We start from the raw sequence: 12,443 nt of genomic DNA on the forward strand, positions 1-12,443 counted from the left end.
TGCGTGCCGAAAGGGCGCATCACCAGTGCCGATCGGCACCCCGGGCCCCTTCTGTGACGCCCGGACCGTAGAATCGCGCGGGTGTCCGACGATCTCGCCGTGCCCGCCACCCTGCGGGCCGCGGCCCTGCGCCGGGCGACCGCGCGACGGACCGGTGCTTCGTCGTCACCGCACGGGGCCGACGCGTCGGGCGTCGGCTCGGCGACGACGCGAGGGGCCGCCTCCGAGGGACGTCCCGGGGCCGCCACCCCGGCGGCCGGACGACCCCGCCTCGACGTCCGTCCCGAGGACCAGCGGACGCCGATCCGGGCCGGCCGCGAGGGGACGCTCGTCGTCTTCTGCGTCGACGCGTCGGGCTCGATGGGCGCGCGCAAGCGGATGGCCGCCGTCAAGGACGCCGCGCTGGGCCTGCTGCTGGACGCCTACCAGCGCCGCGACCGCGTCGCCCTGATCGCCTTCCGCGGCACCACGGCCGACGTCGTCCTGGCGCCGACCGGCTCCGTCGAGCGCGCCGCCGACCGGCTCGCCCGGCTGGCCACCGGCGGCGGGACCCCGCTGGCCGCCGGCCTCGACGCCGCGTCGACGCTGATCGCCGCCCACCGCCTGCGCGACCCGGAGCGCCGCGCGCTCTGCGTCGTCGTCACCGACGGCCGCGCGTCGGGCGGCAAGGCCGGCCTGGCCGCCGCCGAGCGCGCCGCCGCTCGGCTGGGCCGCACGGCCGACGGGATCGTCCTCTTCGACAGCGAGCAGGGCCGGGTGCGGCTCGGCCTCGGCCGTCGGATCGCCGACGCCGCCGGGGCGCGGCTCCTGCCCGTCAGCGTCCTGACCGGCGAGCCCGATCCGCGGTCGCGGCCCTCCGACCGCACCGCCGCGCCCGCCGGTCGGGTGGCCGCATGACCGCCGGGGAGACGCGGGGCGACATGTCCGGCCGCGGGGTCGCGGCGGCCGGCACGTCGGGCGACGGCCCCGCGGCGGACCGTAGCCGTCCGGTCGTCGCGGTCGCCGGCGGACCCGTCCTCCTGGAGCCCGCGCGCGAGCTGCGCGACGCGCTGACGACCCTCGGCGCGGCCGTCGCCGTCGTCGACCTCGCCGCGGATGCCACCCTGCCGTCCGGGACCGTCGCGCTCGTCCTCGGCGACGGCGCCCCGGTGCCGTTCGCCGAGGCGCTGGCCGCCAACGCCGCGCTCCGCGACGCGATCGTCGCCGTGCACCGCGCCGGCGCGCCGATCGTCGCCGAGGGCGCGGGCGTCGCGCTCCTGACCGCGTCCCTGGACGGGCACGCGATGTGCGACCTGCTCCCCGCCGTCGCGTCGCCGGGCCGCGGCGGGGTGCCGGGGACCGTCGAGCTGGTGGCGGCGTCCGACGGGCCGCTGCACGCCGCCGGCGACCGGGCGATCGGCCGACCCTCCGCCGCGGTCGCGCTGGACGCCGGATCCGGCGCATCGCCCGCGTGGACCGTCGGCCGGCGTCCCGAGGGCTGGGCCGCCCCCGGTCTGCACGCCAGCCTGGTCGTCGTCCCCTGGAGCGTCGCGCGCGCCCGGCGACTGCTGGCGGCCGCGGGGGTGACCGCATGAGCGCGGACGCGCACGACGACGTGGTCGGGTCCGGGACGGACGCCACCCGCGACGGGTCGGGCGTCGTCGCCCCGGCGTCCGCCGAGGCGGACGACCGTCTCGGTGCCGCCGATACGCCCGAGGGCCGCGTCGTCTTCGTCGGCGCCGGCCCCGGCGCCGCGGACCTCATCACCCTGCGCGGCGCGCGGGCGCTGGGCGAGGCGGACGTCGTCGTCTGGCCGCGCAGCCTCGTCCCGCCCGAGGTGATGGAGCACGCGCGCGAGGACGCCGAGGTCCTCACGAGCGACGACCACACGCTCGAGGACGTCATCCAGCTGTTCGCCCGCGCCAAGCGCGAGGGCCTGAACGTCTGCCGGCTGCAGTCGGGCGACCCGGCGATCTACGCGACGCTGCACGAGCAGATCAACGCGTGCCGGCGGATGGACCTGCCGTACGAGATCGTGCCGGGCGTCGGGTCGCTGTCGGCGATGGCGGCGGCGCTCGGGCAGGAGCTGACGGTCCCCGAGGTCGCGCAGTCGCTGATCCTCACGCGCCGCGCGGTGCGGGTGCCGATGCCCGAGAACGAGCGGCTGCAGGAGCTCGCCGGCCACGGCACGACGATGGCGCTCTACTTGTCGGTGCGCCGCCCGCGCGAGCTCGTCGCCGACCTGCTCGCGGGCGGCTACGCGCCGGAGACGCCCGTCGCAATCGGCTACCGCGTGTCCTGGCCCGACGAGGTCCTCCTGCGCTGCCGCCTGGACGAGCTCGCCGCCACGCTGAAGTCCCACAAGATCACGACCCAGGCGCTGATCGTCCTGGGTCCCGGCCTGGCCGCGGGTGAGGAGGAGCGCCGCTCCCACGTCTACCGCCCGAACTACGGCCACCGCTACCGGCGGCTGGGGAGCCCGAAGCGCTACAAGGACGCGGGCGACAGCAGTTCCGGGGACGAGAGCACCGGACCCTAGGGTGGCCCAGAGGTCGGTTGACGACCCGGCCACCGGTCAGCACCGACGATCTCCACGGGCTGAGCGCTGGTCTCGACGAGACGGTGAGCGTGAGGACGAGCAGGTCTCCGCGTCCGGCCGCCGGGTCACCCGGCGCGCATCAGGATCGCGACGCGGCGGGCGACCTCGTGCCGGACGCCCTCGGGACACCGCCCGATGCGCTTCACGAGGCGCTCGTGGGCCAGCGAGCGGACGTGCTCCGGCGCGATGTGCGACACGCGGACCGGGGGCTCCTGCCCCGGGAGCTCGATCGGGACGTGCAGCCGGCGACCGGGCGTCGTGGTCAAGGGCGCTGCGAGGACGATGCCCGGCGGGGCGGTGCGGTTGAGGCCGTCGTGCGACAGGACCAGCACCGGTCTCCGCTTGCGCATCTCCCCTCCGCGTAGGGGGTCGAGGTCGACCCACCAGAGCTCACCCTGGCGCGGGTGCATCTCCGGGCACCTCCCAGCCCTGCCAGTCGGCGAACTCGCGACGGTACTCCACGGCCTGCTCGGCGGTCATCGAGTCGAAGTCCTCCATCCAGCCACGGAGTTCCTCGAGCTCCGACTCCCGCGCAGCCAGGTCCCCGACCAGCGTCGCGGTCGTCACACCGCGCTCCTGCGCGATGCGGTTCAGGGCGTCCCGGGTCGTGCGGGTGACCCGAATCGTCGTCTCGGCGGCCATGAAGCGATCGTAGACGATCCATCTACGCACGGGCAGCGGCAGACCGTGCCGATCAGCAGCGCGGCGCGTGCCGAAGCTAGGCCTCCGGTTGCGCCCGGTACCCGTCGTAGATCGCGCCGAAGATCGCCATTCCCGCGCGGGAGCGAAAGTCGTCGTCATCGAGCACCGCCTTGAGGAGCGCCGCCTGCCGGTCGCGGTCCGCGTCGACGTTCAGGGCGGCGTCGATCAGCAGCCCGTCGCGATCGCGGACGAAGTCGTCGCGGCTGTTGTTCGCCGCCTGCTCTTCCAGCTGCGGCGCGCTGCCCTTGATCGCGTCACGGACGTCGCGGGCGACCTTGAGCATGTCGGCCTCGCCGAGGTCCGCGCCGTAACGCTCGTTGAAGAGCTCGACCAGCTCCTCCAACAGCGACATCGGGACGTCGCCCCCCGCGCGCCCGGTGCCGTCGCCGCCGATGGCCTCGAGCGGATCGTGCTCGCCGGACAGCCCGATGCTCGACTTGCCGGCTTCCTCAAGCCGGTAGTGCGAGAGCACGAGGTCTCCGAGGTCGACGACCTCCCCCGGGCTGTCGGTCGTCAGGCGCTTCTGGAGCACCTTGGCGAACTGGAACAGCGTCTCGGTCGCCGGCGGGATGTACGGCAGCGCTTGGCTGAGGAAGGCGTAGAGGCGGACGAAGCGGTCCAACGCCTTGCGGAGCTCCAGCCGTTGTTCGTACTCGATCTCCATGGCCGTCTCGTACGCCCGCTGCGTGGCCGTGGAGAGGATCGCGTGGCGCTTGGCCTCGTCCACCTCGTCCAGCGTGGCGAGCTGCTGCGCGAACGCCGCGAGCTCGTCGTCGTGGATCGCGCCGAAGGCGCGCACCGCGTCGGCGGCGTCGAAGAGCGTGTTCGGATCGGTCGGCAGCCCCTCGGTGCGACCGTAGTACGGCTCGAACGCCTTCTGGATCTCCTCCGTCGAGTTGCGGAAGTCGAGGACGTAGACGTCCTGCTTACCGCGGTGAGCGCGGTTCAGTCGCGACAGGGTCTGCACGGCGTTGACGCCGCCGAGCTTCTTGTCGACGTACATGCCGCAGAGCTTCGGCTGGTCGAAGCCGGTCTGGTACTTCTCGGCGACGACGAGGATCCCGTAGCCGGCCTTGTCGAACTCGTCCGGCAGCTTCGTCTCGGGCAGCGGCACGCCGCCGATCGCGTTCATCGCGGGCTCGGTGTAGGCCATCCCGACGTTGTCGGCCTCGGGGTTCGTGACCGTCACCTCGCCGGAGAACGCCACGAGCGTGCGGACGTCGTCGTGGCCGTGGCGCTCGATCTCCTGGTCGAGCGCGCGCTTCCACTGCACGGCCTCCTCGCGGCTCTCGCACACGACCATCGCCTTCGCGCGTCCCCCGAGCAGCGGCCGGACGACACGCCGGTAGTGGTCGACGACGACCGCCGCCTTCTGGCCCTTCACGTACGGGTGGAACTCGGCGAAGCGCGTCAGGCGGCTGGACGCCTTGCCGGACGGCACCTCGACGACCTCACCGGCCTTCGTTTCGAGCCGGCGCAGCTGGTCGTACGTCGTGTAGTTCGCGAGCACGTCGAGGATGAAGCCTTCCTCGATCGCCTGCCGCATCGAATACGTGTGGAACGCGTGGAGCTCGCCGTCCTGGCCGCGCTCGCCGAAGAGCTCGAGCGTCTTGCCCTTCGGCGTCGCAGTGAAGGCGAAGAACGAGATGTTCGGCTGGCGGCCACGGGCCGCCAGCCGTGCGAGCAGCGCCGGCGGGGTGCCGTCGTCCTCGTCGAGGTCGAGATCCTCGGGCTGCAGCCCGCCGAGCGTCTCCTTGAGGTCCGTCGCGGCCTCGCCGGTCTGCGACGAGTGGGCCTCGTCGACGACGACCGCGTAGGTGCGGTCCTTCAGCATCGCGTCGTCGAGGGCCTTCAGGACGTGCGGGAACTTCTGCAGCGTCGTGGTGACGATCTTCGCCCGCTCGGAGCGCAGCGCGGCGGTCAGCTCGGACGAGCCCTGCGTCACGCCGCGGACGACGCCGGCCACCTGCTCGAACTGCGCGATCTGGTCGCGCAGCTGCTTGTCGAGCACCCGCCGATCGGTGATGACGACGACTTTGTCGAAGACCTTCGTGTCGTCGCCGCGGTGCAGCGTCGACAGATCGTGGGCGAGCCAGGCGATCTCCTTCGTCTTGCCCGACCCGGCGGAGTGCTGGATCAGGTAGGTCTGGCCGGGTCCGTGAAGGCGGGCGTGGTTCTGGCAGGCGAGGACGACGTCCCACTGGTGGAAGCGCGGAAAGACGATGCCGGGACGCACGTTCTTGGCCGCCGGGTCGGCGGGCTCGACGTGGACGAACTTCTGGATCAGCTCGATCCAGCGGTCGCGGTCCCAGACCTGACGCCAGACGTAGGACGTCGGGTGGCCGTCGGGCACGCCGGGGTTCCCCTGCCCGCCCGGGTTGCCGGTGCCGGCGGAGCCCTGGTTGAACGGCAGGAACCGGGTCTTCGGGCCGTCAAGCCGCGTCGTCATGAACGCGAGCTGACTGTCGAGCGCGAAGTGCACGAACGCGCGCCTCCCGAGCAGCGTGTTCTTCGGGTCGCGGTCCTGCTGGTACTGCGCGACGGCGTCGGTCACGTCCTGTCCGGTCCAGACGTTCTTCAGCTCGGCGGTCGCCGTCGGCACGCCGTTGACGAACAGCACCAGGTCGAGCGACTGCCCCGACGCCGGATCGAACCGCACCTGCCGCACCGCCCGCAGCCGGTTGGCCGCGTACCGCTGCTCGACCTCGGGCCCGATCCCGTGCGCGGGACGCAACTGGAGGACCGAGAACGCGACCCCGCGTTCGGCGAAGCCGTTGCGCAGCACGTGGACGCTGCCGAACTTGTCGAGCTGGGCGGCGAGGCGCTTGAGGAGAGTGGCGCGGGCGGGGGCGTCGCCGCCCGCGAGCTTGACGAGGCGATTCCACGCCTTCGGCTGCGTCGCGGTGACGAACGCGACAACGTCGTCGGCGTAGAGCCCGAGGTGCGCGTCGTAGTCCTTCGGGTCGCCGGTGCGCCAACCGGCATCGGCGAGCTCCGCGACGATGAGGGCCTCGAAGGCCGACTCGCTGTGGTCGAGCGGGGACATCAGCGGTCGACCTGGTTGGCAACCAGGGTTACCATCGGTCTCATGGCAACCCGTCCGATCGTCACGTTGCGCGAGCCCGCGTACGAGGGCTCGTACGAGGTCGCCGAGCAGCGCGCGGACGGCTCCCTGGTGCTGGAGCCGACCGGCGAACGACTCTCGGACGTGATCCGGGAGACGGAGGGCAAGGTCTTCCGGGACGAGGAGTTCGTCGCGCACCTGGAGCGGGTGGCGGCCACCGTCGACGACCTGCCGCCGGACGACGAGCCCGCCGCCGCGTAGGCGTGCCGACGTACGAGGCGCTCGCGCGATTCGAGCGCGACCTGCGCCGGCTCCCTCGCGAGGCCCGCGCTGCGTTCCTGGCGATGCTTCCGCTCTTCATCGCAGCACTCCGCGCTTCGCCGCCGAACTTCCCGCCGAACCTTCGCGTCAAGCGCGTGCAGGGCACCGACGGCATCTGGGAGACCACCTTCGCCGCCGACGGCCGGGCGACGTTCGAGTACGGCCCCGAGATCGACCCGGGCTCGCCCCACGTGATCTGGCGACGCGTCGGGACGCATGACGTCCTCCGCGAGCCGTAGCGACGAGCGGGTCACGACGACAGCACCTCCGGCCGCTCGCCCTCGCGGACAGCGGCGAGGGACTCGGCCATCCGGGACTCGCTGAGCTTGGTGACGTCGAGCCTGCCGGTGACCGCTTCGGTGATGAGAGCGTCGCGGTACTCGTCGAGGCGCTGGACCAACCCTTCGACCTCTTCGCGCATTCGTTCTCCGCGGCGAGCGATCGCGTCGACTTCTGTGGTGATCGCGGACTGCGCGTCCCAGTCGAGCATTGGAACCCGGGTCGCCGCGAGGCGCTCTGCAGGGAGGTGAAGGATCGTCGAGCCGGTGCCGTCTGCCGCAAAGTCGCCACGCTCGCTCGCCAATCGAAGTGCCCACATCAGGAAGCGGGGCGAGTCCGAGTTGCGCGGACGCACGCGCATCAGCGCCTTCTGAAAGTAGATGTCCGCCGCCTGCCCTCCCCATACCGCGCAGCGGCCGGGTTGTCCGCCCTCGCAGACGAGCAAGTCACCTGGTTCGAGCGAGAACCGCTTGCGGTCTGACTCAGAAAACGACATCGTTTTCAGGTCACCGAGCTCTATCCGATCCCATTGAACGTTCGCGTTCCTCAGGTAGCGGCTTGCGTTTCCTGCCTCGAAACGCTTCTCGTCAAGCATCTTTCCGAGCTGCACGTCGAACCGATAGCTGATTCGACCTCGAGCGGCCCCGTCCGTCAGCTCTGCGAAGCGCGCGACGGCTTGGTTCGCCGAAAGCTGCCCGTAGGACCGCACGACTTCTACGAGCTCCTCGATCACCCTGCACTCTCGGTCAAGGAACGCTGCAACTGCAGCCTGCTGCGGAAAGGGGAGATGTGGAACCTCGGTCGCCAGGTACGCCCCGACGTCCAGGTTCTGGATTCCGGTGTTCTGTTTCGTGCAAGCGCTTGCGTAGCCCTCTACGTAGAGAGCGCGGTGCAAGTAGGCCAGGTATCGGGAATTGAATCCGCGAGCCGGGCGAAGCACGGACACGAAGTTTGAGGTGATCGCCTGCTCATCACGCTCCCATCTCACGACCCGACCGACATTGGTGCGCTCTCCGCCTCCGCTTTTCTCCAGTAGGAGGTCCCCGAAACGAAGTGCCCGGGTCCGAATCAAGCTCGTTTGAATCGATCGTCGTGTCCCCGACGCCTTGAGTGTCAGCTGCCGATAGTTGAAGTCGGCGACTCGAACGACGGTTACGTCGAAACCCGACCCCGAGGGCTCGTCTCCCCATAGGCCACCAACCACGCTGGCCACCGTTCTCTTCAGCTGCATCACACCATCACCTCCTCGAGCAGCTCCCGAATCCGCTTCGCCCGCGCCCGCAACTCCGCCTTGATCTCCTCGCTCGGTCGCGGCGGCGTGTATCTGTAGAAGAGTCGCGTGAACGGGATCTCGTAGCCGACCTTGCCTTCCGGGTCGGTGACCCACGCGTCGGGGACGTGCGGGAGGACCTCGCGGTCGAGGTAGTCGGCGACGTCGTCGGTGAGGGGGACGTTCTCGGTGTCGCGCAGGTCGGGGTCGGCGACGACGCCCTTCTTGTCGCGGATCGGGTCGAGGTCCGGGTCGCGGGTCAGGCAGCGGGCGACCAGCGGCTTCAGGAGGCCCGCGGCCGGCCTTGCCACCCCGCTCGCGTCCAGCGCGTCGCGGATCGCCGCGCGGCACGCCGCCTCGTCCGCGAATGCACCTTCCGGCATCGTCCCGAGCGCCGCCACGGCCGCGTCGCGGTCGTCGCCGAGCTTCCCCACCGGCTTGTCGTCCGCCACGCCCGCCCACGTCTCCGCGTCGACCTGCCACCGCGCACGCAGCGGCCGGTCGACCGTGATCGTGCGGTAGCCGAACTGCTCGTTCGGGACGAGCTTCACCTGGTCGCCCTCCTCGAGCGCACCGTGCAGGCGGGTGACCTCGGCGATCTGGTCGTCGGTGAGGTAGCGGCGCTTCTCGCCCAGGTTCTTGCGCATCTTCGTCCACGTCTCGCGGGCATCGATCAGCTGGACGTGGCCCTGGCGCTCCGGGGCCTTGCGGTTCGTCACGAGCCACACGTAGCTCGCGATGCCCGTGTTGTAGAAGAGCTGCTCCGGCAGGGCGACGATCGCCTCGAGCAGGTCGTGCTCCAGCAGGTAGCGGCGGATCTCGGACTCGCCCGAGCCCGCCGCGCCGGTGAAGAGCGGCGAGCCGTTGTGGACGATCGCCAGCCGCCCGCCGCCCTCCTCGGGCGTGCGCATCTTCGACAGCAGGTGCATCAGGAACAGCAGCTGACCGTCGGACTTGCGCGGGAGGCCCGGGCCGAAGCGGCCGTCGAAGCCGAGCGACTCGTGCTCGTCGCGGACGGCCTCCTCGACCTTCGACCAGTCGACGCCGAAGGGCGGGTTGGCGATGCAGTAGTGGAAGCGCTCGCCGGCGTGGCCGTCGTTCGACAGGGAGTTGCCGTGGACGATGTGACTCGCGTCCTGGCCCTTGATGAGCATGTCGCCGAGGCAGATCGCGTACGACTCCGGGTTCAGCTCCTGGCCGTGCAGTTTGACGTCGGCGTCCGGGTTGTAGCGATGGATCTGCTCCTCCATCTCGGACAGCATCCCGCCGGTCCCGCACGCGCAGTCAAAGACGCGGCGACGGACGCCGGCCTGCGTCAGGACGTCCTCGTCGCCGTCGAGCAGCAGGTTGACCATCAACCGCACGACCTCGCGAGGGGTGTAGTGCTCGCCCGCGGTCTCGTTCGATGCCTCGGAGAAGCGCCGGATCAGCTCCTCGAAGATCGCGCCCATGTCGGCGTTCGAGACACGGTCGGGATGCAGGTCGACGTCGCAGATCCGGCCGATCACCTTGTAGAGCAGGTTTGCGTCCTTCAGCCGCGGGATGTGCGACTCGAAGTCGAACTTGTCGATCGCCTGTCGGGCGAGGACGGAGTACCCGTCGATGTACGCGTCGAGCTGGTCGGCGATGCTCCCCGGGTCGTTCAGCAGCTGGTGGAACCGCAGCGGATGGCGGTTGAAGAACTGGAGCTTCGCGGTCGACCGCAACGCGCCTTCCGGGTGGTCGATCCCCATCTGCTCGAGCTCCACGGCCTTCGCGATCACGTTGTCGCGGGTCGGCTCGAGCATCTGGTCGAGGCGACGCATCACCACCAGCGGAAGGACGACCTTGCCGTAGTCGGACTGCTTGTAGTCGCCGCGCAGCAGCTCCGCGACCGACCAGATGAGGTTGGCGTGGTTGCGGACCTCGGCGTCCTTGGCGACGCTGCGGTCGTCGACGCTCGGAGCGGAAGAGGTCACCGAGGATCCCCCCCCCCCGCGATCGGGTCCGCGGCCTGCAAGTCCTCTCCGAAACCGGCTCCACCGTTCGCCGGTCCGGTTGGAGCCATCGCCCATCGACCAGCCACTCCGTGCCCACGCATGAAGCGGACCCTAGTGCGTCGCTGCTTCGACGACCAAGCGCGGGACCGCGGATGGCCGGACAGCCGAATCGCCGGCGGTCGCCCGACCGGTCACCGGGCCGTCGCGCGCGAGAGCCCAACCGGCGCTCGCGCCGGGCTGACTGGCCGCCCCCGCTAGCGTTGCCTCCGATGAGCGCCTCCGTCCCCGGACTCCCCATCGTCACCACCGGCTCGGGCGCCGTGCGCGGGACGGCGTCGGACGGGATCGCGGCCTTCAAGGGCATCCCGTACGCGGCGGCGCCGGTCGGGCCGCGGCGCTTCGCGGCGCCCGAGCCGGCGGCTCCGTGGGCGGACGTCCGCGACGCCACCGCGTACGGCCCGACGCCGCCCAAGCCCGCGTACCAGCCGCCGTTCGACACGATGCTGAGCGACCCGATGATCGCGGGCGACGACGTGCTGAACCTCAACGTCTGGACGCCGGAGGATCGCCTCGACGGCGGCGGTGACCCGCTCCCCGTGCTGTTCTGGATCCACGGCGGCGCGTTCCGCGCGGGCACCGGCGCGGTCGGCACGTACGACGGCAGCGCGTTCGCTCGCGACGGCGTCGTCTGCGTGACGATCAACTACCGCCTCGGGATGGACGGCTTCGGCGCGCTGCCCGACGCGCCGCCCAACCGCGGGCTGCTCGACCAGCTCGCGGCGCTGCGCTGGGTCCGCGACGAGATCGCGGCGTTCGGCGGCGATCCCGCACGGGTCACGATCGCCGGCGAGTCGGCCGGCGCGATGAGCGCCGTCACCCTGCTCGCCGCGCCCGCCGCGCGCGGGCTGTTCCACGGCGTGATCGCGCAGAGCGGCGCCGGCCACCACGTGCAGACGGAGGAGAGCGCGCGCCGGGTCGCCGAGGAGCTCGGCCGGCGGCTCGAGGTCGAGCCCACCGCCGCCGGCTTCGCGACGGTCCCGATCGACGACTTCATCGCCGCGCAGCTCCTGCTGTCGACCGAGGTCTCGTCGACCGACCGGCTGGCGTGGGGCGACGTCGGCCTGGACGGGATGCCGTTCGAGCCGGTGATCGGCGGCGAGGCCGTGCCCCGCCGGCCGATCGACGCGCTGCAGGACGCCGCCGGCGACGCGGTGTCCGACGACGACGCGCCCCCGGTGCGGCTGCTGATCGGCACCAACGCCGAGGAGTACCGCTTCTGGCTCGTGCCGCTCGGGCTCCTCCCCCACGTCACGGCCGAGACGCTGCCGTTCGCGGGCGACGCCTACCGCCTGCCCGCCGAGAGCGCCGAGGCGTACCTCGACGCGGCCACGCCCGGCGACGGCCTCGAGGCCCTGATCTCCGACTGGTTCTTCCGCGTTCCCGCGATCCGCGCCGCCGAGGCCCGCTGGGGCGGCCCCGCGCCGACCCACGTCTACGAGTTCCGCTGGCGCTCCCCGGTGCTCGACGGCGAGCTCGGCGCCGCGCACGCGGTGGAGATCGCGTTCGCGTTCGACACCACCCGGGTCGAGAGCGGCTGGGGCATGATCGGCCCGGACGCGCCCCAGGAGCTCGCCGACGAGATGCACGCGGCCTGGGTCGCGTTCGTCGCCGACGGCGATCCCGGCTGGCCGGCCTACGACCCCGCGCGGCGCGCGGTCCGGATCTTCGGCGGCGACGGCGGCCGCGACGTGGTCGAGGACGACCCGCACGGCGCCCGCCGCGAGGTCTGGGACGGGCTGCGCTGACGGGAGCCTCCGGGGCCCGCACCGGAGGCCACCGGACGGCGCCGCCCGCTGCGACGATGCGGTCGTGACGTCCCGCCCCGCCATCGCGGCTCCCGAGGCCGGCCCTCCCGGTCCGGGCGGTCCCGTCGTTCGGGATGCCCCCGACAGCGCCGTTGCCGACGCAGCCGGTCCCGTCGTCCTCTGTGCCCCCGACAAGCTGCGCGGGGCGGTCGACGCCGCCGGCGCCGCCCGGGCCCTGGCGGAGGGGGTCCGCGAGGCCGGAGGCCGGCCGATCCTCCTGCCCGTCGCCGACGGCGGCGAGGGCACGCTCGACGCGGTCCTGGCGTGCGGGCTCGGGCGGGCCGCGTCCGTCCCGGCGCGCGACGCGCACGGCGGGGCGATCGTGGCCCGGATCGCGGTGCTCCACGACCGGGGTGCCGCCGCGCACGGCGAGGCCGCTCCGGAC

Annotated in this window: 12 protein-coding genes; 7 read left to right on the top strand and 5 right to left on the bottom strand. The window is 72.2% G+C overall.

All coding sequences use genetic code 11. The features are described from left to right. Nucleotides 1-81: 81 nt before the first annotated feature. The 3 genes from AB0L40_RS22605 to cobM are packed head-to-tail and all read left to right on the top strand — an operon-like array spanning nt 82 to nt 2,518. On the top strand, nt 82-897 hold the full coding sequence (locus AB0L40_RS22605; protein WP_364360036.1) for a VWA domain-containing protein: 816 nt from the start codon (nt 82-84) through the stop codon (nt 895-897). Further along, on the top strand, nt 894-1,574 hold the full coding sequence (locus AB0L40_RS22610) for a hypothetical protein (RefSeq protein ID WP_364360038.1): 681 nt from the start codon (nt 894-896) through the stop codon (nt 1,572-1,574). The genes AB0L40_RS22605 and AB0L40_RS22610 overlap by 4 nt, the downstream gene beginning before the upstream one ends. Beyond that, entirely contained in the window at nt 1,571-2,518 is a 948-nt protein-coding gene (gene cobM / locus AB0L40_RS22615) for a precorrin-4 C(11)-methyltransferase (RefSeq protein ID WP_364360041.1), read from the top strand. The genes AB0L40_RS22610 and cobM overlap by 4 nt, the downstream gene beginning before the upstream one ends. 125 nt (nt 2,519-2,643) lie before the next feature. Here cobM and AB0L40_RS22620 read toward each other — a convergent pair whose 3' ends face one another. The 3 genes from AB0L40_RS22620 to AB0L40_RS22630 all read right to left on the bottom strand — a co-directional run bounded on the left by AB0L40_RS22620 (nt 2,644) and on the right by AB0L40_RS22630 (nt 6,326). Then, complete coding sequence (locus tag AB0L40_RS22620) at nt 2,644-2,988, bottom strand: type II toxin-antitoxin system PemK/MazF family toxin (protein ID WP_364360044.1); 345 nt, start codon at nt 2,986-2,988, stop codon at nt 2,644-2,646. Beyond that, nucleotides 2,969-3,220 carry a hypothetical protein gene (locus tag AB0L40_RS22625; RefSeq protein ID WP_364360047.1) on the bottom strand — a complete coding sequence of 84 codons (252 nt, stop codon included), beginning with the start codon at nt 3,218-3,220 and terminating at the stop codon, nt 2,969-2,971. Before AB0L40_RS22625 ends, AB0L40_RS22620 begins: the two co-directional genes overlap by 20 nt. A 76-nt stretch (nt 3,221-3,296) precedes the next feature. Further along, complete coding sequence (locus tag AB0L40_RS22630; RefSeq protein WP_364360049.1) at nt 3,297-6,326, bottom strand: type I restriction endonuclease; 3,030 nt, start codon at nt 6,324-6,326, stop codon at nt 3,297-3,299. 42 nt (nt 6,327-6,368) lie between these two features. On the opposite strand from AB0L40_RS22630, the gene AB0L40_RS22635 reads away from it, so the two are divergent. Beyond that, complete coding sequence (locus tag AB0L40_RS22635) at nt 6,369-6,605, top strand: hypothetical protein (protein WP_364360052.1); 237 nt, start codon at nt 6,369-6,371, stop codon at nt 6,603-6,605. A 2-nt stretch (nt 6,606-6,607) separates the two neighbouring features. Then, nucleotides 6,608-6,904, top strand: coding sequence for a hypothetical protein (locus AB0L40_RS22640; protein ID WP_364360055.1), 297 nt, complete (start codon nt 6,608-6,610; stop codon nt 6,902-6,904). Between the two features lie 11 nt (nt 6,905-6,915). On the opposite strand, the gene AB0L40_RS22645 is transcribed toward AB0L40_RS22640, so the two are convergent. Further along, a complete protein-coding gene (locus AB0L40_RS22645; RefSeq protein ID WP_364360058.1) occupies nt 6,916-8,178 on the bottom strand; it encodes a hypothetical protein in 1,263 nt (420 codons plus the stop codon). Then, complete coding sequence (locus AB0L40_RS22650; RefSeq protein WP_364360061.1) at nt 8,175-10,172, bottom strand: class I SAM-dependent DNA methyltransferase; 1,998 nt, start codon at nt 10,170-10,172, stop codon at nt 8,175-8,177. The genes AB0L40_RS22645 and AB0L40_RS22650 overlap by 4 nt, the downstream gene beginning before the upstream one ends. Before the next feature lie 290 nt (nt 10,173-10,462). Here AB0L40_RS22650 and AB0L40_RS22655 point away from each other — a divergent pair, with 290 nt between their 5' ends. Next, entirely contained in the window at nt 10,463-11,998 is a 1,536-nt protein-coding gene (locus AB0L40_RS22655) for a carboxylesterase family protein (protein ID WP_364360064.1), read from the top strand. A gap of 64 nt (nt 11,999-12,062) precedes the next feature. Further along, nucleotides 12,063-12,443, top strand: a 381-nt coding sequence (locus AB0L40_RS22660; protein ID WP_364360067.1) for a glycerate kinase, incomplete at its 3' end; no start/stop codon positions are given.

The sequence above is a fragment of the Patulibacter sp. NPDC049589 genome (assembly GCF_040675535.1).
GTDB lineage: Bacteria > Actinomycetota > Thermoleophilia > Solirubrobacterales > Solirubrobacteraceae > Patulibacter.

Coding starts and splice junctions, on each gene's coding strand:
- AB0L40_RS22625 (WP_364360047.1), bottom strand. CDS start 3,220: ATGGCCGCCGAGACGACGATTCGGGTCACCCGCACGACCCGGGACGCC.
- cobM (WP_364360041.1), top strand. CDS start 1,571: ATGAGCGCGGACGCGCACGACGACGTGGTCGGGTCCGGGACGGACGCC.
- AB0L40_RS22635 (WP_364360052.1), top strand. CDS start 6,369: ATGGCAACCCGTCCGATCGTCACGTTGCGCGAGCCCGCGTACGAGGGC.
- AB0L40_RS22610 (WP_364360038.1), top strand. CDS start 894: ATGACCGCCGGGGAGACGCGGGGCGACATGTCCGGCCGCGGGGTCGCG.
- AB0L40_RS22630 (WP_364360049.1), bottom strand. CDS start 6,326: ATGTCCCCGCTCGACCACAGCGAGTCGGCCTTCGAGGCCCTCATCGTC.
- AB0L40_RS22655 (WP_364360064.1), top strand. CDS start 10,463: ATGAGCGCCTCCGTCCCCGGACTCCCCATCGTCACCACCGGCTCGGGC.
- AB0L40_RS22620 (WP_364360044.1), bottom strand. CDS start 2,988: ATGCACCCGCGCCAGGGTGAGCTCTGGTGGGTCGACCTCGACCCCCTA.